21 protein-coding genes are annotated in these 21,984 nt (G+C 71.3%); 15 read left to right on the top strand and 6 right to left on the bottom strand.

The features are described from left to right. Window positions 1-4: 4 nt before the first annotated feature. On the top strand, window positions 5-592 hold the full coding sequence (locus ACIBUY_RS06490; RefSeq protein ID WP_365566930.1) for a GNAT family N-acetyltransferase: 588 nt from the start codon (window positions 5-7) through the stop codon (window positions 590-592). On the opposite strand, the gene ACIBUY_RS06495 is transcribed toward ACIBUY_RS06490, so the two are convergent. After that, window positions 552-3,650: an NACHT domain-containing protein gene (locus ACIBUY_RS06495; protein WP_399151963.1), complete on the bottom strand. Its 3,099-nt coding sequence runs from the start codon at window positions 3,648-3,650 to the stop codon at window positions 552-554. The genes ACIBUY_RS06490 and ACIBUY_RS06495 overlap by 41 nt on opposite strands. 413 nt (window positions 3,651-4,063) lie before the next feature. On the opposite strand from ACIBUY_RS06495, the gene ACIBUY_RS06500 reads away from it, so the two are divergent. From ACIBUY_RS06500 to ACIBUY_RS06545, 10 genes are all read left to right on the top strand, one after another. Further along, on the top strand, window positions 4,064-5,761 hold the full coding sequence (locus tag ACIBUY_RS06500) for a nitrite/sulfite reductase (protein WP_399151964.1): 1,698 nt from the start codon (window positions 4,064-4,066) through the stop codon (window positions 5,759-5,761). 151 nt (window positions 5,762-5,912) lie between these two features. Continuing rightward, window positions 5,913-6,092, top strand: a complete 180-nt coding sequence (locus tag ACIBUY_RS06505; protein WP_365566933.1) for a hypothetical protein — start codon at window positions 5,913-5,915, stop codon at window positions 6,090-6,092. Then, window positions 6,089-6,799, top strand: a complete 711-nt coding sequence (locus ACIBUY_RS06510) for a phosphoadenylyl-sulfate reductase (RefSeq protein WP_365566934.1) — start codon at window positions 6,089-6,091, stop codon at window positions 6,797-6,799. Before ACIBUY_RS06505 ends, ACIBUY_RS06510 begins: the two co-directional genes overlap by 4 nt. A gap of 4 nt (window positions 6,800-6,803) precedes the next feature. Continuing rightward, window positions 6,804-7,370 carry an adenylyl-sulfate kinase gene (gene cysC / locus ACIBUY_RS06515; protein ID WP_365566935.1) on the top strand — a complete coding sequence of 189 codons (567 nt, stop codon included), beginning with the start codon at window positions 6,804-6,806 and terminating at the stop codon, window positions 7,368-7,370. Further along, entirely contained in the window at window positions 7,367-8,302 is a 936-nt protein-coding gene (cysD, locus tag ACIBUY_RS06520) for a sulfate adenylyltransferase subunit CysD (protein ID WP_365566936.1), read from the top strand. Before cysC ends, cysD begins: the two co-directional genes overlap by 4 nt. Before the next feature lie 2 nt (window positions 8,303-8,304). After that, window positions 8,305-9,660 carry a GTP-binding protein gene (locus tag ACIBUY_RS06525; RefSeq protein WP_365566937.1) on the top strand — a complete coding sequence of 452 codons (1,356 nt, stop codon included), beginning with the start codon at window positions 8,305-8,307 and terminating at the stop codon, window positions 9,658-9,660. 229 nt (window positions 9,661-9,889) lie between these two features. Continuing rightward, window positions 9,890-11,002 (top strand): aliphatic sulfonate ABC transporter substrate-binding protein, encoded by a 1,113-nt coding sequence (locus ACIBUY_RS06530; protein ID WP_365566938.1) that lies wholly within the window; start codon window positions 9,890-9,892, stop codon window positions 11,000-11,002. A 36-nt stretch (window positions 11,003-11,038) separates the two neighbouring features. Then, entirely contained in the window at window positions 11,039-11,830 is a 792-nt protein-coding gene (locus ACIBUY_RS06535; protein ID WP_365566939.1) for an ABC transporter ATP-binding protein, read from the top strand. Beyond that, window positions 11,817-12,758, top strand: a complete 942-nt coding sequence (locus ACIBUY_RS06540) for an ABC transporter permease (protein ID WP_365566940.1) — start codon at window positions 11,817-11,819, stop codon at window positions 12,756-12,758. Before ACIBUY_RS06535 ends, ACIBUY_RS06540 begins: the two co-directional genes overlap by 14 nt. Before the next feature lie 11 nt (window positions 12,759-12,769). Further along, complete coding sequence (locus ACIBUY_RS06545) at window positions 12,770-13,510, top strand: sirohydrochlorin chelatase (RefSeq protein WP_399151965.1); 741 nt, start codon at window positions 12,770-12,772, stop codon at window positions 13,508-13,510. A 57-nt stretch (window positions 13,511-13,567) separates the two neighbouring features. On the opposite strand, the gene ACIBUY_RS06550 is transcribed toward ACIBUY_RS06545, so the two are convergent. After that, a complete protein-coding gene (locus ACIBUY_RS06550) occupies window positions 13,568-14,554 on the bottom strand; it encodes an ArsR family transcriptional regulator (RefSeq protein ID WP_399151966.1) in 987 nt (328 codons plus the stop codon). A 100-nt stretch (window positions 14,555-14,654) separates the two neighbouring features. Here ACIBUY_RS06550 and ACIBUY_RS06555 point away from each other — a divergent pair, with 100 nt between their 5' ends. Further along, a complete protein-coding gene (locus tag ACIBUY_RS06555) occupies window positions 14,655-15,950 on the top strand; it encodes an MFS transporter (protein ID WP_399151967.1) in 1,296 nt (431 codons plus the stop codon). Between the two features lie 42 nt (window positions 15,951-15,992). On the opposite strand, the gene ACIBUY_RS06560 is transcribed toward ACIBUY_RS06555, so the two are convergent. Both ACIBUY_RS06560 and ACIBUY_RS06565 read right to left on the bottom strand, forming a co-directional pair. After that, on the bottom strand, window positions 15,993-16,604 hold the full coding sequence (locus ACIBUY_RS06560) for a TIGR03086 family metal-binding protein (protein WP_399151968.1): 612 nt from the start codon (window positions 16,602-16,604) through the stop codon (window positions 15,993-15,995). Between the two features lie 75 nt (window positions 16,605-16,679). Further along, window positions 16,680-17,687 (bottom strand): ketopantoate reductase family protein, encoded by a 1,008-nt coding sequence (locus ACIBUY_RS06565; protein WP_399151969.1) that lies wholly within the window; start codon window positions 17,685-17,687, stop codon window positions 16,680-16,682. A 73-nt stretch (window positions 17,688-17,760) separates the two neighbouring features. Between ACIBUY_RS06565 and ACIBUY_RS06570 the strand changes: the two genes are divergently transcribed. Together ACIBUY_RS06570 and ACIBUY_RS06575 are read left to right on the top strand one after the other, a co-directional pair. Beyond that, entirely contained in the window at window positions 17,761-18,252 is a 492-nt protein-coding gene (locus ACIBUY_RS06570; protein WP_399151970.1) for a hypothetical protein, read from the top strand. Then, a complete protein-coding gene (locus tag ACIBUY_RS06575; RefSeq protein WP_399151971.1) occupies window positions 18,249-19,115 on the top strand; it encodes an aldo/keto reductase in 867 nt (288 codons plus the stop codon). Before ACIBUY_RS06570 ends, ACIBUY_RS06575 begins: the two co-directional genes overlap by 4 nt. Here ACIBUY_RS06575 and ACIBUY_RS06580 read toward each other — a convergent pair. Both ACIBUY_RS06580 and ACIBUY_RS06585 read right to left on the bottom strand, forming a co-directional pair. Then, window positions 19,099-19,662: a DUF1697 domain-containing protein gene (locus ACIBUY_RS06580; protein WP_365566948.1), complete on the bottom strand. Its 564-nt coding sequence runs from the start codon at window positions 19,660-19,662 to the stop codon at window positions 19,099-19,101. The genes ACIBUY_RS06575 and ACIBUY_RS06580 overlap by 17 nt on opposite strands. Window positions 19,663-19,741: 79 nt before the next feature. Continuing rightward, window positions 19,742-20,950: a S8 family serine peptidase gene (locus ACIBUY_RS06585; protein ID WP_365566949.1), complete on the bottom strand. Its 1,209-nt coding sequence runs from the start codon at window positions 20,948-20,950 to the stop codon at window positions 19,742-19,744. Window positions 20,951-21,198: 248 nt separating this feature from the next. On the opposite strand from ACIBUY_RS06585, the gene ACIBUY_RS06590 reads away from it, so the two are divergent. Next, window positions 21,199-21,846, top strand: a complete 648-nt coding sequence (locus tag ACIBUY_RS06590) for a class I SAM-dependent methyltransferase (protein WP_365566950.1) — start codon at window positions 21,199-21,201, stop codon at window positions 21,844-21,846. The last annotated feature ends 138 nt before the right edge of the window (window positions 21,847-21,984 follow it).

Genomic DNA, 21,984 nt, shown 5'->3' on the forward strand with positions numbered 1-21,984 from the left:
CCGCATGAGCAACAGCAACACCGTCACGGTCACCACCTGGTCCCTCGAGCAGACCTCCCCCTCCGACCTGCGCCCCGCCGCCGCCCCCGAGGGCGACGACCTGCGCATCGTGCGCGCCGAGGTGCCCTCGCCCGAGTTCAGCCGCTTCCTGTACGCGTCCGTGGGCGGCGACATCAAGTGGATCGACCGGCTGGCGTGGACGTACGCACAGTGGGAGGAGCAGCTCGGCAGGGTGGGGGCCGAGACCTGGGTCGCGTACGAGAAGGGGACTCCGGCCGGGTACGTCGAGCTGGACGCGCAGGACGACGGCGTCGTGGAGATCGTCTACTTCGGCCTGATCCCGGCCTTCCGGGGGCGGCGGATCGGCGGGCACCTGCTGTCGTACGGCATCGCGCGCGCCTGGGACCTGGCCGAGCGGTGGCCCGAGCGGACCCCGACCAAGCGGGTGTGGCTGCACACGTGCAGCCTCGACGGGGAGCACGCGATGGCGAACTACGAGCGGCGCGGATTCCGGCTGTTCAGGACGGAGACGGGCGAGGAGCCGGACGTGGTCACTCCGGGGCCGTGGCCGGGGGCGCTGCCCGGTCGGTGAGGTCGGGCTCCAACTGGCGGACCAGCTGGGCCAGTTGGACGGTGTCGACCCCGGAGCGCCGCATGGCGTGGGCGAAGAACGGGACCATGACGGCCAGCGTCGCCGCGCCGCCCAGCGCCGCGGGAACGAAGCCGAAGGCACCCAGGAGGAGACCGAAGACGTTCAGGGGCGCACTCAGACCCCAGGACCACTCGACAAGCCGTGCGAGGCCGCCCCTCCGCCTGATCCTGCCGAAGGGCGCGTCCATCACGCCGAACATCATGCCCACCGCGAAGAAGCCGGCCCCCGCCCCGGCAAGGACGCGCTGAACGGCGTCCGGCCAGGTACCGACGAGGTCCATGATGCCCCGCGTCACGACGGTGAGCAGCCCGCAGGCGACCAGCCCGGGGAACAGTCGGCCGCGCAGCGTGCGGGCCCGTTCGGCGGCGGGTTCGGGCACCGCGTGCTCCCAGTCCTGGCGCGTGAGGATGCCGGTCCCGGCCAGCAGTTGGTTGACCCGGCAGCACATGTCCGGGGGCAGCCAGCCGAGCAGGGTCAGCCGCGTCGCGTCGAGCCCGGCGGCGGCCAGGAGCCGGCGGCCGAGGTCGGCCCGTTCCGCCTCGCCGGGCGGGTCCAGGTCGGCGTTGAACCCGCGCCGTGGCACCAGGCCGTCGATCACGAAGGAGAGCATGCTGTCGGTCAGCTGCCGGGGGTCGTTCCACTGCATGAAGGTCCCGACCTCGGCCAGCAGCCCCGCGTCCACCTGTCGCCCCTCCACGGTCAGCCACCGCCCCTGCCTCGCCTGCGGGTCCACCACGCACAGGGCCGCCACGATCCGCGGGTCGGGCCGGACGCCGGGCGGCGGGACCGCGCCGTACTCAGCGGCCGTGAGCAGCCGGCCGGCGATGTGGGACGCCACTGTGGGCAGGTAACCGTGGTCCTCCCCGGCGAACGGCTGCCACACCCACAGATGCCGCGGCACCGTCCTCTCCACGAGGTCCGGCACCTCGCGCAGAGCTTCCTCGATCTCCGGCTCTCGCAGCAGGTCGGCGAGGTAGAAGGCGCCGTCGGCGTTCGTGTCGTCCAGCTTGACCGCGTACAGCAGCCGCTCCGCCGCCCTGGGAGTACGGACCCGCCACAGCACCTCCTGCACCTGCGCGAAGCGCGGGAGGTGATGGGGGGACATGGGCAGCGGGCCCACCGCCAGGTCCCCCATGGACGTCAACGCCCCGACGCTGCCCGGGAGTTCACCGAGCTGCTCCGCGAGCAGCCGGGCCGCCCGGGGCAGGTTCGTGGCGGCGAGCGCGCGGACGGCGGCGGACGCGCGGCGCCGGTCGGGGTCGGTCGCCTCCGCGGCCAGCAGGTCGAACACGCGCGTGCCGCGGGCCCTGCGGTCGGCCGCGACGATGCCGAACGCGGCCTCCACGTCCGCCTGTTGGAACTCTCCGGACGGCTCGCCGAGCAGGCCCAGGAAGCGGATCAGGATCTCCTCGGCCAGAGCGTCGTCCACCACCTGTGCGTCGGCCAGGCACTGGAACGCGAGCAGCGGGTCGTCGGCGAGGATCGCGCGGACGACCGCCGAACAGTCCCGGGCCTCCGCCCCGCACCACAGGCGCACGGTCTCCCGCCACACCTGGGGGTCACGCCGGTAGTGGGCGAGGAGTTCGTCCGCGCGGCCCGCGAGTGCGACGGCCGCCAGGTACTCCTGGAGCGAGAGGTGGGCGAACTGGTAGCGCTCCCCGTGCTGCACGGGCAGGAGCATGCCGTTGCGCTCGACGATCTCGGCCAGCACCTCGGGTGCCGCCTCCGCGTCGCGCCCGAGCCGCTCCAGGGTCAGCCGGACCTCGTCGAGCACCTGCTCCTGCGGCATCGCGAGCCGGTCGTAGGTGTGGGACGGCACGCACTGCCCGGCGAGCGCGAGCCGTTCGAGCACCGCCTTCTTCGTGGCCTGCGGGAAGCGGGCGGTACGCCGCCGGTCGCGCAGCAGGCTGACGACGACCTCGTCGTAGAAGTCGGCGCGGCTGTGCGGCAGGGCCTGCCCGGTCTCCGCGTACTCGTAGCTGTAGAGGTACGCGATCATCGTCAGGAGCAGCGGATTGCGAGCCAGCGGCAGCAGCTGTGGGGTGTCGCGCAGCGCTTCGAGGAGCTGCTCGACGGTGTCGTCGACCGCGAGACTCCCGGGCCAGGGCCAGCCGTGCAGGAAGCGGTGCATGAGCCGGTCGTCGAAATCCTGGACGCGCAGGATGCGCAGGTGGTCCTCGTTGAACTCGCCGTCGTAGACGGCGATCCGGCAGGTGATCACGGCCCGGCAGCGGTGGTGGACGTCGAGGAACTTCCGGATGGCGGCCACGACGTCGGGGCGCTGCGCCGTGGGCACCTCGTCGAGTCCGTCGAAGTAGAGGGCGAGCCTGCCCTCCGCCAGGGCCCGCTCGACCCAGCGGCCCGCGCGGGGGAAGTCGTGGTCGGCGAAGTGCCGCACGATGTGCCCGGCGAGATCGGCGCTCGCCAGGTCGACCGAGTGCAGCTGCAGCAGGACGGGGACGTCCGTGATCCGGCCCGGCCCGCCGAGGTCGATGCGCTGCCGCCTGCACGGGTCGTACCAGGTGCGCCGCGGGCGCTCGGGATCGTAGCGGCGTCGCGCCCAGTCGAGGGCGGTGTGCCGCAGCAGCATCGTCTTGCCGGCCCCCGGCCGGCCGAGGACGACGGCCTGCCGCACCTCCCGCAGGGTCGTGTCCGCCTCCCGCCCCGGTGCGCCCGTGCCGGAGCCGGAGCCGACGACGGTACGCAGGGGTACGTAGACCGAGGCCATGTCCATCGACTGCGATTCGTCCGTGCGGAAGGAGACGGCGAATCGGCGGTGGCGTTCGTAGACGGCCGCCGTGTAGCGGCGCAGCCCGGTGCGTGCGAGCAGCGCGCTGCCCGCGAGGCGCTGGTAGAGGGCGGCGGCCACCTTGTCGACGAGCTTCTTCAGCCCTTCCCTGAGCTTGGGGAGGAGGACGCCCCCTATGACGAAGGCACCGATCGCGGGCAGCCACTTGTCGACGTCGTCCCACATGAGCGCCCCCTCGTGCCCCCTCATGAGTCCCCTCATGCTCAGGCACAGCAGAATAGAAGCGCGGCGGCCACGGTGACGCCTGGCCGAACGGCCCTTTCAGGGCTCCATCAGCGCCCTTTCGCGGCAATCCGGACGTCCCGTCGTGACGCGGACCACATTGGTCCGGATGGTGAGACATTCTCGTCCGAATCTTGGACGATGGTGGACCGGGCCCAAAGTCCCATGACACGCTTCCGTCATGTCTACAGCTGGAATCGCCTTGGTGAGTCGACGGCACGTCGACTTCGGCCGCATGTCCAGCGCCATCTGTCCGGCGCGCTGATCGAACCAGCACTCGCCGACTTCCCGTTTCACCGATCTCCCTGCGCACCGCCGCGCCTCCGCGCGAAGTGTGCTGGTCAGAGCCGCTCAAGCCTGCTTGTTAAGGACGTACATCCATGGCTGCCACCCCGGAAAAGCCCGCTGCCGCCGCGCCCCGCCGCAAGGTGAGCCGTCACCGTGGCGAGGGCCAGTGGGCCGTCGGTCACTTCACCCCCCTCAACGGCAACGAGCAGTTCAAGAAGGACGACGACGGTCTCAATGTGCGGACACGCATTGAGACGGTCTACTCCAAGCGCGGCTTCGACTCCATCGACCCCAACGACCTGCGCGGACGCATGCGCTGGTGGGGTCTGTACACCCAGCGCCGGCCCGGGATCGACGGCGGCAAGACCGCGATCCTGGAGCCCGAGGAGCTGGACGACGAGTACTTCATGCTGCGCGTCCGCATCGACGGCGGCCGGCTCACCACCGAGCAGCTGCGCGTCATCGGCGAGATCTCGCAGGAGTTCGCGCGCGGCACGGCGGACATCACCGACCGGCAGAACATCCAGTACCACTGGATCCGGATCGAGGACGTGCCCGAGATCTGGGAGCGGCTCGAGGCCGTCGGGCTCTCGACGACCGAGGCCTGCGGTGACACGCCCCGCGTCATCCTCGGCTCGCCGGTCGCCGGCATCGCCGCCGACGAGATCATCGACGGCACGCCCGCCATCGACGAGATCCAGCGGCGCTTCATCGGCAACCCGGACTTCTCGAACCTGCCGCGCAAGTTCAAGTCCGCGGTCTCCGGTTCGCCGCAGCTCGACGTGGCGCACGAGATCAACGACGTCGCGTTCGTCGGGGTGAACCACCCCGAACACGGCCCCGGCTTCGACCTCTGGGTCGGCGGCGGCCTGTCCACCAACCCCAAGCTGGGCCAGCGCCTCGGTGCCTGGGTGCCGCTGGACGAGGTGCCGGACGTGTACGGCGGTGTCATCGGCATCTTCCGTGACTACGGCTACCGGCGCCTGCGCACCCGCGCGCGCCTGAAGTTCCTGCTCGCCGACTGGGGCACCGAGAAGTTCCGGCAGGTCCTGGAGGACGAGTACCTCAAGCGCAAGCTCGTCGACGGGCCCGCGCCCGAGCAGCCCGCCGGCACCTGGCGCGACCACCTCGGTGTGCACCGGCAGAAGGACGGGCGCTTCTACGTCGGCTTCGCGCCGCGCGTCGGCCGCGTGGACGGCGCCACCCTGACCAAGATCTCCGAGGTCGCGGCCGCGCACGGCTCCGGCCGGCTGCGCACCACCGCCGAGCAGAAGATGATCGTCCTCGACGTCGAGGAGGCGCAGGTCGAGTCCCTGGTCGCCGGCCTGGAGGCGCTGGACCTGAAGGTCAACGCCTCGCCGTTCCGGCGCGGCACGATGGCCTGCACCGGCATCGAGTTCTGCAAGCTCGCCATCGTCGAGACGAAGGCGCGCGGCGCCTCGCTCATCGACGAACTGGAGCGCCGCATCCCGGACTTCGACGAGCCGATCACCATCAACCTCAACGGCTGCCCGAACGCCTGCGCCCGTATCCAGGTCGCGGACATCGGTCTCAAGGGCCAGCTCATGCTCGACAAGAACGGCGATCAGGTCGAGGGCTACCAGGTGCACCTCGGCGGCGCGCTCGGCCTGGAGGCCGGGTTCGGCCGCAAGGTCCGCGGCCTCAAGGTCACGTCGGCCGAACTGCCCGACTACGTCGAGCGGGTCCTCAAGCGCTTCCAGGCGGAGCGCGAGGACGGCGAACGCTTCGCCACGTGGGCGTCCCGCGCGTCCGAGGAGGCTCTGTCATGAAGCCGGCGAGTGAGCCGAAGGGGCGCGCCGGTGTCGAGACGACGAGCGCGCGGAGGCCCGACGAAGGAGGGTCGAGCACGGTCGTCGTCTCGACACCGGCAACAGGCGCCCCGGAGGCGAACCGAGCCTCAGATGAAGGGGAGGCGCTGTCATGAGTGAGCGTGCCGCCCCCTTCTACTGCCCCTACTGCGGCGACGAGGACCTTCGGCCGAACGAAGAAGGTCACGGCGCCTGGGAATGCGCGGCGTGCAGCCGAGCCTTCCAGTTGAAGTTCCTCGGGCTGCTGTCCCGAGGGTTTCAGCGCACCGACGGTGGAGGGGAACAGATATGACGACCACTCAAGTCACCTCAGAGGCCGAAGAGTTGAAGGCGCTCGCCGAGCAGGCCGGGCGCGACCTGGAGGACGCCTCCGCCCTGGAGATCCTGAAGTGGGCGACGGAGACCTTCGGGAAGAAGTTCTGCGTGACCTCGTCCATGGAGGACGCGGTCGTCGCCCACCTCGCCTCGCGCGCCCTGCCCGGCGTGGACGTCGTGTTCCTCGACACGGGCTACCACTTCGAGGAGACGATCGGTACGCGGGACGCCGTCGAGGCCGTGATGGACGTGAACGTCATCACGCTGACGCCGCGTCAGACGGTTGCCGAGCAGGACGCCGAGTTCGGGCCGAAGCTGCACGACCGCAACCCCGATCTGTGCTGCGCCATGCGGAAGGTCAAGCCCCTCGAGGAGGGGCTGACGAAGTACGCCGCCTGGGCCACGGGGCTGCGCCGCGACGAGTCCCCGACCCGGGCGAACACGCCGGTCGTCGGCTGGGACGAGAAGCGGCAGAAGGTCAAGGTCTCGCCGATCGCCCGCTGGACGCAGGACGACGTCGACGCGTACGTCACCGAGCACGGCGTGCTCACCAACCCGCTCCTGATGGACGGCTACGGCTCCGTCGGCTGCGCCCCGTGCACCCGCCGCCTCCTGGAGGGCGAGGACGCCCGCGCCGGACGCTGGGCGGGCCGCGCCAAGACCGAGTGCGGAATCCACGGCTGAACTCATGGACCGTATACAGACTTTGGAGAAGCAAGTGACCGGAGCCACGATCTGGCTCACGGGTCTGCCGAGCGCCGGCAAGACCACCATCGCGTACGAGCTGGCGAACACGCTGCGCGCCGAGGGCCGGCGCGTCGAGGTGCTGGACGGCGACGAGATCCGCGAGTACCTCTCGGCGGGCCTCGGCTTCAGCCGCGAGGACCGGCACACGAACGTGCAGCGCATCGGCTTCCTGGCCGAACTCCTCGCCCGTAACGGCGTGTTGGCGCTCGTGCCGGTCATCGCCCCGTACGCGGACAGCCGCGAGGCCGTGCGCAAGCGGCACCAGGTGGGCGGCACCGCGTACCTCGAAGTGCACGTCGCGACGCCGGTGGAGGTCTGCTCCGAGCGGGATGTGAAGGGGCTGTACGCCAAGCAGGCGGCGGGCGAGCTGACCGGTCTCACCGGGGTCGACGACCCCTACGAGGCGCCCGACTCCCCCGACCTGCGCATCGAGTCGCACACCCAGACCGTGCAGGAGTCCGCGGCAGCGCTCCACGCACTGCTGACCGAGAGGGGTCTGACCGCATGACGACCGTAGCCACTGTCTCCGAGGAGACCGACAGCCCTTACGCGCTGAGCCACTTGGACGCTCTGGAGTCCGAGGCGGTGCACATCTTCCGTGAGGTGGCGGGCGAGTTCGAGCGGCCGGTGATTCTCTTCTCCGGCGGCAAGGACTCCATCGTCATGCTGCACCTGGCGCTGAAGGCGTTCGCTCCGGCGGCCATCCCCTTCTCCCTGCTGCACGTGGACACCGGGCACAACTTCCCCGAGGTCATCGAGTACCGCGACCGCGTCGTGGCCGAGCACGGCCTTCGGCTGCACGTCGCGCACGTACAGGACTACATCGACCGCGGTGTGCTGAAGGAGCGTCCGGACGGGACGCGCAATCCTCTCCAGACCGTGCCGCTGACCGAGAAGATCCAGTCGGAGAAGTTCGACGCCGTCTTCGGCGGCGGGCGCCGCGACGAGGAGAAGGCGCGGGCGAAGGAGCGGGTGTTCTCGCTGCGCGACGAGTTCTCGCAGTGGGACCCGCGCCGCCAGCGCCCCGAGCTGTGGCAGCTCTACAACGGCCGCCACGCGCCCGGCGAGCACGTCCGCGTCTTCCCGCTCAGCAACTGGACCGAGCTGGACGTGTGGCAGTACATCGCCCGCGAGAACATCGACCTGCCGGAGATCTACTACGCCCATGAGCGCCCGGTGTTCAGCCGGAACGGCATGTGGCTGACCGCCGGTGAGTGGGGCGGCCCGAAGGACGGCGAGACCGTCGAGACGCGGCTGATCCGCTACCGCACCGTCGGCGACATGTCCTGCACCGGCGCCGTCGACTCGGACGCCACGACCATCGAGAAGGTCATCGCCGAGATCGCCGCGTCCCGGCTCACCGAGCGGGGTGCCACCCGCGCCGACGACAAGATGTCCGAGGCCGCGATGGAAGACCGTAAGCGCGAGGGGTACTTCTAACCATGAGCACGACCACTGCTGAGGAACTGGCCGGTCTGTCGGCCACCACGCTGCTGCGTTTCGCCACCGCGGGCTCCGTCGACGACGGCAAGTCCACGCTCGTGGGCCGCCTGCTGCACGACTCCAAGTCGGTCCTCGCCGACCAGCTCGAGGCCGTGGAGCACGCCTCCCGCAACCGCGGCCAGGAGGCCCCCGACCTGGCGCTGCTCACCGACGGCCTGCGGGCCGAGCGCGAGCAGGGCATCACGATCGACGTGGCGTACCGCTACTTCGCGACGCCGCGGCGCCGGTTCATCCTCGCGGACACCCCGGGCCACGTGCAGTACACGCGGAACATGGTGACCGGCGCCTCGACCGCCGACCTCGCCGTGGTCCTCGTCGACGCGCGCAACGGCGTCATCGAGCAGACCCGCAGGCACGCCGCGGTGGCCGCGCTCCTGCGCGTCCCGCACGTCGTGCTCGCCGTGAACAAGATGGACCTCGTCGGCTACGAGGAGCAGGTGTTCGCCCGCATCGCCGAGGAATTCACCGCGTACGCGGGCGACTTGGGCGTCCCGGAGATCACCGCGATCCCGATCTCGGCGCTCGCCGGCGACAACGTGGTGGAGCCGTCCGCGAACATGGACTGGTACGGCGGCCCGACGGTCCTCGAGCACCTGGAGACCGTGCCCGTCAGCCACGATCTGACCGGCTGCCACGCCCGCCTTCCCGTGCAGTACGTGATCCGGCCGCAGACCGCCGAGCACCCGGACTACCGCGGCTACGCGGGACAGATCGCCGCCGGTACGTTCCGCGTCGGCGAGTCCGTCACCGTACTGCCGTCGGGGCGCACCTCGAAGGTCGCGGGAATCGACCTGCTGGGCAAGGCGGTCGACGTCGCGTGGACGCCGCAGTCGATCACGCTGCGTCTGGCGGACGACATCGACGTCTCGCGCGGCGACCTGATCGTGCCGAGCGACGACGCGCCCGCCACCTCGCAGGACGTCGAGGCGACCGTCTGCCACGTCGCGGACTCGCCGCTCACCGTCGGCCAGCGGGTGTTGCTCAAGCACACCACCCGCACGGTCAAGGCGATCGTGAAGGAGATCCCGTCGCGGCTCACGCTCGACGACCTCTCCCAGCACCCCGAGCCGGGGCAGCTCGTCGCCAACGACATCGGGCGGGTCAAGGTGCGCCTCGCCGAGGCGCTCGCCATCGACTCGTACGCCCACTCGCGGCGCACCGGTTCGTTCCTGCTGATCGACCCGTCCGACGGCACGACGCTCGCGGCCGGCATGGCGGGCGAGGCGTTCGCCCAGCCCGAGGACACCACCGAATCCGCCAACTCCACGGCGGACGACGAGGGTTGGGACTTCTGAGATGACCTCCATCGACTACTACGAGACGTTCGCGAAAGAGGGTGGCCGCGTCGGCAGCGGCACCCTCGGCAGCGGGCAGGGCGGAGTCGCGCGATGTGTGTGAAGACGTACGCGCACTGCCTGCGCGCCCTCACCCCCCATGCCTCGTACCTCCACAGACGAAGACATCCACATCTCCCGGCCCCGCCCTGACCGCGGGACCGCCGGGCCAACGAGAGGAAAGCCTCCCGTGCCTGCCATCAGTTCGCTCCTGACGCGCCGCGGCCTCGTCGCCGTCGCCGCCCTGCCGCTCCTCGCGCTCACCGCGACGGCCTGCGGCTACGGTTCCGAGTCGGACGACTCCGCGAAGACGAACGTCGCCGCCAAGGGCAAGGCCCTGTCCGCCGACACCGTGAAGATCGGCTACTTCGGGAACCTGACCCACGGCACCGCCCTCGTCGGCAACCAGAAGGGCTTCTTCCAGAAGGAGCTCAAGGGCACGAAGGCGAAGTACCAGATCTTCAACGCCGGGCCCTCCGAGATCGAGGCGCTGAACGCCGGGTCCATCGACATCGGCTGGATCGGCCCCTCGCCCGCCATCAACGGATACACCAAGTCGCAGAGCAAGTCCCTGCGGATCATCGGTGGTTCGGCCTCCGGCGGCGTGAAGCTCGTCGTCAACCCGGAGAAGATCAAGTCCCTGGACGACGTCAAGGGCAAGAAGATCGCCACCCCGCAGCTCGGCAACACGCAGGACGTCGCGTTCCTGAACTGGATCGCCGAGAAGGGCTGGAAGGTCGACGCGAACTCCGGCAAGGGTGACGTCTCCGTGGTCCGCACGGACAACAAGATCACCCCGGATGCCTACAAGTCCGGCTCCATCGACGGCGCGTGGGTGCCGGAGCCGACCGCGTCCAAGCTGGTCGCCGAGGGCGGCAAGGTGCTGCTCGACGAGTCCGACCTGTGGCCCGACAAGAAGTTCGTGATCACGAACATCATCGTGAAGCAGTCGTTCCTGAAGGAGCACCCGGACGTCGTCGAGGCGGTGCTGCGCGGCTCGGTCAGGACGAACGCGTGGATCAAGGCCAACCCGGACGAGGCGAAGGCCGCCGCGAACAAGCAGCTGGAGGCCGACTCCGGCAAGGCGCTGCCCGCGAAGGTGCTCGACCCGGCGTGGAAGTCCATCGAGTTCACCGACGACCCGCTGGCCTCGACGCTGAACTCCGAGGCGGACCACGCGGTGAAGGCCGGTCTCCTGGAGAAGCCCGACCTGGCCGGGATCTATGACCTGGGGCCGCTCAACAAGGTCCTGAAGGCCGCGGGGCAGCCCGAGGTCGCCGACGCCGGTCTCGGCGTCAAGTAAGCACCCAGCCCACCGAGTTCCCAGGAGGTGACGACCATGGCGACGACCCTCGCCAAGGCTGCCGACTCCGCCGTGGCGGCAAACGGCCAGGCGGCCCGGATCGAGCACGTCTCGAAGTCCTTCGGCACACCGGCCGGACCCCAGCTCGTCCTGGACGACATCAGTCTCGATGTCGCGCCGGGCGAGTTCGTCACCCTCCTGGGTGCCTCGGGCTGCGGCAAGTCGACCCTGCTCAACCTGGTCGCGGGGCTCGACGCCCCGTCGGCCGGCTCCATCACGACGCACGGGCGTCCCGCTCTGATGTTCCAGGAGCACGCCCTGTTCCCGTGGCTGACCGCGGGCAAGAACATCGAACTCGCCCTGAAACTCCGGGGAGTCGCGAAGGCCGATCGGCGCACCCGCGCCGAGGAGCTCCTCGACCTGGTCCGCCTGCAGGGCGCGTACGGCAAGCGCGTGCACGAGCTGTCCGGCGGCATGCGCCAGCGCGTGGCACTGGCGAGGGCACTGGCTCAAGATGCCCAACTCCTGCTGATGGACGAGCCGTTCGCGGCGCTCGACGCGATCACCCGGGACGTGCTGCACGGCGAGCTGACCCGGATCTGGGCGGAGACGGGCGTCTCCGTCCTGTTCGTCACGCACAACGTGCGCGAGGCGGTGCGGCTCGCGCAGCGCGTGGTGCTGCTGTCGTCGCGGCCCGGCCGGATCGCGCACGAGTGGACGGTGGACATCGAGCAGCCGCGCCGCATCGAGGACACGGCTGTGGCCGAACTCTCCGTCGAGATCACCGAACAACTGCGTGGGGAGATCCGCCGCCATGGCAAGGACTGAACCGACGGCCACGGCCACGGTCGACGAGACGCCTCTCACCGAGGCCGCGGCCGCGAAGGAACCCCGCAAGGACGACCTCGCGGGCCTCGAAGCGGGCCTGGACGCCCTGGAGACGGTCCGGACGGACCGCGTCCCGTTCGCCAGGACCTTCCGCGAGAAGATCCTGCCGCCGCTGACCGCGGTGGTGGTCGTCCTCCTGGTCTGGCAGGCCCTGGTCTCCTTCAAGATCGTCGACGATCCGACGAAGCTCCCGGCGCCCTCGGCGGTCTGGGACGAGGTCCAGGACGCGTGGCTGAAGGGCGAGTTGCTCGGCTACATCTGGACGAGCGTCTCGCGCGGCCTGCTCGGCTTCGTCTTCGCGCTCGTCATCGGCACGCCGCTGGGCCTGCTGGTGGCGCGGGTGAAGTTCGTGCGGGCGGCGATCGGCCCGATCCTCTCCGGTCTCCAGTCCCTGCCCTCGGTCGCCTGGGTCCCTCCGGCGGTCCTGTGGCTCGGCCTGAACAACTCGATGATGTACGCGGTGATCCTGCTCGGCGCGGTCCCCTCGATCGCCAACGGCCTCGTCTCCGGCGTCGACCAGGTGCCGCCGCTGTTCCTGCGGGCGGGCCGCACGCTCGGCGCGACGGGCTGGCGCGGCCTGTGGCACGTAGTGCTCCCCGCCTCCCTCCCCGGCTACCTGGCGGGACTGAAGCAGGGCTGGGCGTTCTCCTGGCGCTCACTGATGGCGGCGGAGATCATCGCGTCCTCGCCCGACCTGGGCATCGGCCTCGGCCAGCTCCTGGAGAACGGCCGCAACGCCTCCTCCATGCCCATGGTCTTCCTCGCGATCCTCCTCATCCTCATCGTCGGTATCGTCATCGACCTGCTGATCTTCAGCCCGCTGGAGCGCCGCGTCCTGCGCAGCCGCGGCCTCCTCGTCAAGAACTGAGCCGCTCCGCCATGCACACTCCGCCCGTCCTCCTGGTCATCGCCCACGGCAGCCGCGACCCGCGGCACGCCGCGACCGTGCACGCGCTGGTGCGCGAGGTCCGGGCGCAGCGCCCGGGGGTACGGGTGGAGACGTCGTTCCTCGACTTCAACATCCCCTCCGTGTCAGGGGTGTTGGACTCCCTGGCGGCACAGGGCGTGCGCGACGTGGTCGCCCTCCCGCTCCTGCTGACCCGCGCGTTCCACGCGAAGTCCGACATCCCGGCGGTCCTGCGCACGGCCCCGCGCTCCCTCCGCATCCACCAGGCGGAGGTCCTCGGCCCGTCCCCGCTCCTGCTCTCGGCCCTGGAACGCCGCCTGTACGAGGCCGGGCTCACCCCGGACGACAAGCCCACGACCGGGGTCGTCCTGGCCTCGGCGGGCTCCACCGACCCGGAGGCGATCGCAGTGATCGCAGAAATCGCGCGGGAGTGGCGGCACACCGGTTGGTGCGCCGTGCGACCTGCGTTCGCCTCCGCATCTCTGCCGCGCACACAGGACGCCGTACGCGAACTGCGCGCCCTGGGCTGCACCCGGGTGGCGGTCGCCCCTTACGTCCTGGCACCGGGCCGCCTCCCCGACCGCATCGCGTCCGGGTCGACCGAGGCGGACGTCCTCGCGGAGGTACTGGGCCCGGCGCCGGAGGTGGCGCGGCTGCTGATCGAACGCTATGAGGGGGCGCGGACAAGGCAGTTGACGGCCATCGGGGCCTGACCTGCGCCCGCAGGTGCTCATCGGTTCACCCCCTCACCGGTTCACCCCCTCACCGGGTCACCCGCACAGCCGCTCCCCCAACTCGCTCAGCGCATACCGCACGCTCCGCCCGCTCCGTGTCCGCGTCAGCAACCCCGCGTCGTACAGCACCGACAGGTGCTGGCTGACCGCGCCCGGTGTGACGTTCAAGAGGTGGGCGAGTTCTGTCGTGGACGTGGGGTCGCGCAGGAGGTGGAGGATGCGGGCCCTGGGGGCGCCGAGGAGGCGGGTCAGGGCCTCGTCCGTGGCCGGGGGCGGGGTCTCGGAGATGGTGGCGCGGCCGCGCGCCGGGTAGCTGAGCAGCGGCGGCAGGGCGTAGTCGATGTTCGTGTGCGCGCCGAGGGCGAACATGGTCGGGATCAGGACGAGGCCCCGGCCGCCGATATCGATGTCGGCCGCGGGCCACGGGTTCCTGTCGAGCTTCTTCGTCATGGTGAGCACGTCGCCGTCCCAGGCCAGGCGGGGGTCGAGGCTCGCGAACAGGCCGCGCGCGCCTTCCTCGGCGAGCACCTTGCCGCGGTGCGCGAGGTCGGCCTCCAGGACGGTGTGGGCGCGCGGCCACCAGTCCGGGGCGAGGCAGTCGCGCCAATAGCCGTCCAGGGCACGGCAGATGCGGTCGAGGAGCCGGTCCGGGCCGGCCAGGCCGTCGCGCAGCACCTGGGGCAGGCCGTCGAACCCCGTGCCGTACGCGGCCGTGAACTCGGGCTCCAGAACGTGCGGCGGGGTCGCCCGCAGCGTCTCGAGCTGGCGGGCGAAGACGGGGCGCGGCCGCTCCGGGCGCGGGGTGAGGAAGTCGGGGATCCACAGGCGGGGTGCGATCAGGGCGGTGAGGAGTTCCGTGTCCTGCCTCTGGAAGACGGGGGCCAGCCGGCGCAGCCAGGGGCGCTGGTGCGGGTAGCGGGCCGGGTCGCACCAGCAGCGCAGCGAGTAGACGGCTTCCTGGAGCGGGGAGTAGGCGAAGGACATCCTGGCCAGGTCGCCCACGACGAAGCGGAATTCGATCATCCCGACCGGACCACCTCCTCCTCCCGCCCCCCTGGCTTCGACCCTTTAGCGTCACGCTAAAGAAGTGTCGGCCGTCCCGGAACCCCGGTTCGCTGTGGCCATGACCACTACGCCGACCGAGGCACCCGGCACCAGCGAGGCCGCGGCACCCGCCACCCGGTTCCTGGGGATGCTGCCGACCGACCCGCTGCTGGCGCGCCTCTCCCTGTTCACGCTCCTCAACGCCTTCGGGCGTGGCCTGTTCTTCCCGGTCAGCGTCCTGTACTTCACGCGCGTCATCGGCCTGAGCGCCACCTCGGTGGGTGTCGGGCTCACCGTGGCCGGTCTGTTCGGGATCGCCGCGGGTGTCCCGGCCGGGCGGGCCTCGGACCGGTGGGGGCGGCGGCCGGTGCTGACCGGGCTGTGGATCGGGTGCGGGGCGGCGCTCGTGGCGTACACCGTCATCGGCTCGTACGCCTCCTACCCGGCCTTCCTCTGCACCGCGATCGCGTACGCCGCTCTGTGCCAGGCGAGCATGGGCGTGCGCAACGCGCTCTACGCCGACGTGCTGCCCCCGGGGACCCGCGTCGAGGGGCGGGCCCATCTGCGGATGGTCACCAATGTGGGCATGGGCGTGGGCGGCGCGTTCGGGGCGCTGGCGCTGCAGATCGACAGCCGGCCCGGGTACACGGCGCTGATCCTGCTCGACGCGGTGGCGTTCGTCGGCTCCGCCCTGATGGTGTACCGGCTGCCGGGCGGCGCCGAGCGCAGGTCCGTCGCGGACGCCCCCGCGGAGAGCCGCTGGCGGGCCGTGCGGGATCTGCCGTACCTCGGCGTGACGTTCCTCAATGCCGTACTGGCCCTGCAGTACAGCCTGTTGGAGGTGGGCCTGCCGCTGTGGATCGTGGGGCACACCGACGCGCCGCGCTGGTCGGCGGCGCTGATCATGATCCTCAACTGTGCGCTGGTGGCGCTGCTCCAGGTGCGGGCCACCCGCGGGGTGGAGGACCTGCCGGGCGCGGTGCGGGCGATGCGCCGCTCCGGGCTGCTCCTGGCGCTGTCGTGCGCGGTGTTCGCGTGCACCGCGGGCCTGTCACCGCTGTGGGCGCTCGCCGTGCTGGTGGTGGGCGCGGTCGTCCAGGTGCTCGCCGAGGTGCTGTCGGCCGCGGGCGGCTGGACCGTCGGCTACGGCCTTGCGGACGCCCGTGCGCAGGGCGTCTACCAGGGCGTCTTCAACTCCGGTCAGGCCGCGGCGACCATGGCCGCACCCGCTCTGGTGACGGCCACCGCGATCGATCACGGGGCGGCGGGCTGGGCCGTGCTCGCGGCGCTGTTCGTGGTGGCGGGCCTCGGCGTGGGTCCCGCCGTGCGCAGGGCACGGCGGGACACCTGGCGCGGCGAGACGGCCGTCGACTGACCGGGCCGGACGGAGACCGCGACCGGGCCCGGACGGAGACAACTACCGTGTCCCGTCGGCGGGTTGGGCCGACCCGCGCGGATCCCGTCCGCTCGCCGCGAGCGCCCGCTCGTACACGGTCGCCGTCTCGCCCACCTCCACGGCGTCGGCGAACCCCTCGTACTGGCGGTACATCGCGGCGTTCTTGTCGACGACGTGCCGCAGCAGTGCGGCCGCCCCGTCCGAGACGTGGAACTCCTGTCCGGTGGCGTGGGCCACGTCCCAGCCGTGCAGGACGAGTTCGGCCCACAGGAGGGTGGCGACCTCGGGCGCGGGCTGCTGGGCGAAGCCGAGGTCGACCTCGCCCTCCCAGACCTCGGGCGCGGACCACGCGGCGACGGCCCGGTCGAGCTGGTCGGCGTAGCGCGCGGCCCACTTGTCGTCGGCGGTGAAGTCGCGCCCGGCCAGTTCCTCGGGCAGCGGCTCGCGCAGGGCGCGGTGTTCCATGCCGTGGGAGCTGTAGGCGACCCAGTGGTTGACGAGCGTGCGGACGTCCCAGTCGCCGCAGCGCGAGGGACGGTCCAGGAGGTCGGGTCCGACGCCGGACGCGACACGGGCCGCCTCGGCGGCGGCCTCGACGAGGTACGGGTACACGGTGTCCATGCGTTCTTCCATGTCACCGACCCTACGGAGCGGCGCGCCGCCGCTCTTGAACAAACGCGACAGCGGACGTGCCGCCGGGGCCGGTGCCTATGCGCAGCGCGCGTCGACCGCCGCCGTCAGCTCCGCCACGCTCGTCGCCCCCGGCGAACTCCCCAGCCGTGCCGCCTCGTTGGCGCGTTCCTGCAGGACGTCGTTGACCGGGGTCGGCACTCCGTGCAGGCGTCCGAGAAGGGCGATCTCGCCGTTGAGGTAGTCGGCCTCGACGGTGCCCGCGCCGCGCTGCAGCGACTGCCAGGTGGAGCCGCCGCCGCGCGGGGAGCCGTCGAAGGGCTCGAACCGGATCTTGTCGGCGCGGATCCGCTTCTCCTCGTCCTTCGGGGTGTACGCGATCCCGGCCGCCGCGAGCACGGCCTCGCCCTCGGCGCGCGCCCGCTGGAACAGGGCGATGCCCTCTTTGCTGGTGAGGACGCCGGAGACCGCCTCGATCGCGTTGGCCAGGTTCGCCAGGAGCTTGGCGTACTTCCAGTGCAGCACGTCGGCCACGACGGGCGCCTCGAACCAGGACCGCTCCAGGTCGGCGGCGATCGCCCGGGCCGTGTCGTCGACGCCCTCCGGGTAGCGGCCCAGGTGCAGGATGCCGGTGAGCGGGGTGCCGTCGGCGCGGGCCACGCCCGGCTCGACGAACGTGGCCGGCAGCCAGACGCACATCGCGTACACGCGCTGAAAGGTGCGCAGGGCGAGCCGCTCGCTCTCGACCCCGTTCTGGGCGCAGACCAGCGGGAGGCGCAGCGCGGCGGTGCCGCCGCCCGCGACGGGCCGCCCGCCCCAGGCGGCGAGCGCGGCGGCGCTGTCCTGCGTCTTCACGGAGAGGACCAGCACGTCGTCGGCGCGCAGGGTGCCGAGCGCCTCGGGCCCGTCCACGACGGGGAGCCGGTGGGTGTGTACGCCGTCGGGGGTCTGCAGCACCAGACCCCGCTCGCGCAGTGCCTCGTACTGCTTGCCGCGGGCCACGAGGACGACGTCGTGCCCGGCCTGTGCGAGCCGGCCGCCGAGGGCGCCGCCGACCGCTCCTGCTCCGATGATGACGTAGCGCATAGCGGGGACCCTTTCACGTGTGGGTGTCCCAGCCATCGACGCGGGCCGTTGCGATCCGGCAAACTCTCGCTCCGTGCGCATGCGTTGGGGGCATTGGGGGGTCTGGGCGGCGGGCGTCGGCTGCCTGCTGGCCCTGTGTTTCGGCGGCTTCTCGGCGGCCCGGCAGTGGCAGCTCGCCGAACGGATCGACGGGTCGCCGGTGCGCGTCCGGGCGGCGGTCACCTCGGTCGAGAAGGACCGCAAGCACTGGCGGCAGACACTCTCGTACGAGCTCGACGGCCGCCCGCACCAGGTGCGCCGGGAGCTGGGTGACGGGCCCGGCTCACCGCCCGTCGGCGCGCACCGCTGCCTGGAGGCCGACCGTACGCGCCCCACGCTGACGCGGCTGTGCGGCGAGCGCTACCCGGGCGGCGACGACCTGTTCGCCACGTATCTGCTGGTGGCGGTCGCGGGGCTGGTGGGCTGCGGTGTGGTGCTCGGCGTCGCCCGTTGGCATCGCCGCGAGGCCGCACGCGAGGCCGCCCGCGAGGCGTCGAACACGCCATCGGATACGGTCGCCCCATGACGCACCCGGCACCTCAGCAGGCCCTCCGCATCGGCTCCGATCTGCCCGTACGCCGCCTCGGTTACGGCACCGTGCATCTGACGGGCCCTGGTTGCTGGGGCCCGCGCGGCTCGGACGCCGACGCGGCCGCCGTGCTGCGCCGGGCCGTCGAGCTCGGCGTCACGCTCGTCGACACCGCCGACAACTACGGCCCCGACGTGGCGGAGGAGCGCGTCGCCGCCGCCCTGCACCCGTACGCGGACGGCCTGGTCGTCGCCACGAAGGGCGGGGTCGTGCGCGACTCCGCCGACGCCTGGCACATCGAGGGGCGCCCCGAGCGGCTGCGCGAGATGTGCGAGGCGAGTCTGCGCAGGCTGCGGCTCGAGCGGATCGACCTGTACCAGCTGCACCGGCTCGACCCCGAGGTGCCGATGGCCGAACAGCTGGGGGCGCTGCGGGAGTTGAGGGACGCCGGCAAGATCCGGCACGTGGGCCTGGACTCGGTCACGGCCGAGCAGTTGCAGGCGGCCCTCGATCTGGACATCGTGCCGATCGTGTCCGTGCAGAACCGCTACAACCTCCTGGACCGCACCTCGGAACCCCTGCTGAAGCTGTGCGAAGCGCAGGGCATCGCGTTCCTGCCCTGGTTCCCGCTGGGCAACGGGGGTCTCGCCGGCGATCCGGTCTGCGGCGACATCGCGGCGGCGCACGGCGCGACCCCCTCCCAGATCGCGCTCGCCTGGCTGCTGCACCACTCCCCCGTGCTGTGCCCGACGCCGGGGACGAGCTCGGTCGCGCACCTGGAGGAGAACGTGGCGGCGGCCCAAGTGCGGCTCACGGAGGCCGACTTGAGCCGCTTGGACGCGCTCACCGCGGCTGCGTGAGCTCCACGAGTTTGGTGACGGTGTTCCAGTTGCGGCTGGTCGCGATCAGGCCCTTGGTGAGCGCGGGCCGCGCCAGCCGCTCGGCCAGCTTGGACCTGCCGAGCCCGTCGGGAGCGTAGAGGTAGAGCGCGCGGTCGCCGACGCGGAAGTCCTCGGGGGCGTACGAGGCGACGTCGACGGCGGCGAAGCGGTCGGCGGTGACCGGCTCCGAGAAGTACGTGACGTGCAGCTGCTTCCCTTCCAACTCGGCGGCGGGGAACGGGCAGTTGTCCACGATGGCCCGCAGGTACGCGTGGTCGCGCACGACGACGTCGACGGCGAAGCCGAACTCCTTGGCGAGGGCCGCCTCGACGTCCCGGGCGAGGGAGTCTTCGTCACCGCTGTCGGCGGTGAAGGCGACGTTGCCGCTCTGCAGATAGGTCTGTACGCCGGTCAGGCCGAGGCCCTCGATCAGCGGGCGGAGGCGCGCCATCGGCACCTTCTTGGCCTTGACCTTGCCGCCCACGTTGATGCCGCGCAGCAGTGCCGCGTAAGTCTTCGTCGCCATCCGCACAGCCTAGGACGGCCGCCGTGCCCCGTGGGGGTGGGCACGGCGGCCGCCGGTCAGGTGGTCACGTGGCGATCGGCTACTCGACGATCTTCAGGAGCTTGTTCGCGGTGCCCTCGGACGCGTTCTTGATCGCGTCGGGGGTGGCCCCGCCGGTGAGCGCCTTGGCGACGTCGGCCGGGGCCGCGTCCGGGTGCCCGCCGAGGTAGACGGCGGCGGCGCCGACGACGTGCGGGGTCGCCATCGACGTGCCGGAGATGGTGTTGGTGGCGTCGTCGCCGGTGTTCCAGTCGGAGGTGATGTCCGAGCCGGGGGCGTAAATGTCCACGGCGGAGCCGTAGTTGGAGAAGTCGGACTGCTCGTCGTCCTTGGTGGAGGAGGCGACGGTGATGGCCTCGGGGACGCGGGCGGGGCTCGACTGGGAGGCGTCGGCCGACTCGTTCCCGGCCGCCACCGCGTAGGTGACGCCGGACGCGATCGACTTCTGGACGGCCGCGTCGAGGGCCTCGTCGACGCCGCCGCCGAGGGACATGTTGGCGACCGAGGGGCCCTTGTGGTTCTGGGTCACCCAGTCGATGCCCGCGACGACCTGCTCGGTGGTGCCCGAGCCCTCGTTGTCGAGGACGCGGACGGCGACGATCTTCGCCTTCTTCGCGACGCCGTGCGCGGTCCCGGCGATGGTGCCGGCGACGTGCGTGCCGTGCCCGTTGCCGTCGTCGGCGCTGTCGTCGTTGTCGACGGCGTCGAAGCCGTAGGAGGCGCGGCCGCCGAAGTCCTGGTGGCTGATGCGGACGCCGGTGTCGATGACGTACGCGGTGACGCCCTCGCCCGCGGTGTCCGGGTAGGTGTACTTGCCGTCGCCCGCGGTGTCCGCCTGGTCGATGCGGTCCAGGCCCCACGACGGCGGGTTGTCCTGGGTGGCGGTGGCGTGGAACTTCTTGTTCTGGACGACCTTCGCGACCGACTTGTCGGCGGCGAGCTGCTTGGCCTCGGTCTGTGAAAGTCCGTTCACGGAGAAGCCGTTGACGGCGGAGGCGTAGTTCCGCTTGAGGGTGCCGCCGTACTCCTTGGCCAGGTCCTTCTTGGCGGCGGTGTCCGCCTTCTGGTCGAGCAGCACGATGTAGCTGCCGGAGACGGCGCCCTTGGCGTCGAGCCCGTAGACCTTGCCCTGGGCGGGGGCGGCGGCGCCGGCGAAGCTGCCGGTGAAGACCGTGACGCCGACGGCGGTCGCCGTCGTGGCTATGGCCGCGGTGAGCTTCATCGTGCGGGCACGCTTGTGAGTTGCCATGAAGAGGGGTCTCCTCTTGGTGATGTGTGGGGGGAGTTTTTCCAGTTGTTCTACGCGCGTGGGGGCGCGTCATTTCATGCGACCCCGGTCAATCTCCGGAAGATCTCCCGGGGTTGAGCGAAACCCTGGCCGATTGACGCGACCATCTCAAGCCTCTCCATACACCTGTGACTTGTTCAACAAGGTTTCGTAATAACAAATGGGGCGGATCGGGCCATCGGCCCGTACGAGACGGCAGGATGTCGCACATGACGGATCTCCACAGCCAAGTCCCTTACTGGGACGGCGTCTCGGCCACGAAGACCTTCACCCACCCCCTCCACCTGCCCTGGCTCGACGGGATCGACCGGCAGGCCGCCATCCTCGACTACGGATGCGGGTACGGGCGCGTCATGGAGGAGCTAGAACGGCACGGCTTCACCGGGCTCACCGGGGTCGACACCTCGCCGGGCATGATCGAGCGGGCCCGCGGCCTGCACCCCGCGATGCGCTTCGCCGTCCTGGACGCGCCGCCCGTATCGCCGTTCCAGGACGGGGAGTTCGACGCGGTGCTGCTCTTCGCCGTGCTGACCTGCGTGCCGGACACCGACGCCCAGCACCGGCTGGTCGGCGAAGTGGCCCGGGTCCTCAGGCCCGGCGGCCTGCTGTACGTCAGCGACTACCCGCTGCAGGAGGACGCGCGCAACCGTGCCCGCTACGAGCGCGACGCCGCCCGCTTCGACGACCACGGGGTGTTCGAGACGAGCGAGGGCGCCGTCTTTCGCCACCACACCCGCGAGCGGCTCGACGCGCTGCTCGCCGGGTTCGACGTCGTCGGCACCCGGACCGCCGCCGTGTCCTCGATGAACGGGCACGACGCGACGGCCCTGCAGTTCCTCGCCCGCAAGCCCCGCTGAACCCCGAGGCCGCCGCCCCCAAGTCCCTATAGATGTAAGGGGCTTGGGTCATCCTCAGCGTCGACGTGGCCCACCCGAAGGGATGAGCGGGACGCCGCGCACGTCACCGGAGAGCACGACGACCTGTGCTTATCCCAC

Origin of the sequence: Streptomyces sp. NPDC050085, from assembly GCF_044460595.1 — a bacterium.
Classification (GTDB): domain Bacteria; phylum Actinomycetota; class Actinomycetes; order Streptomycetales; family Streptomycetaceae; genus Streptomyces.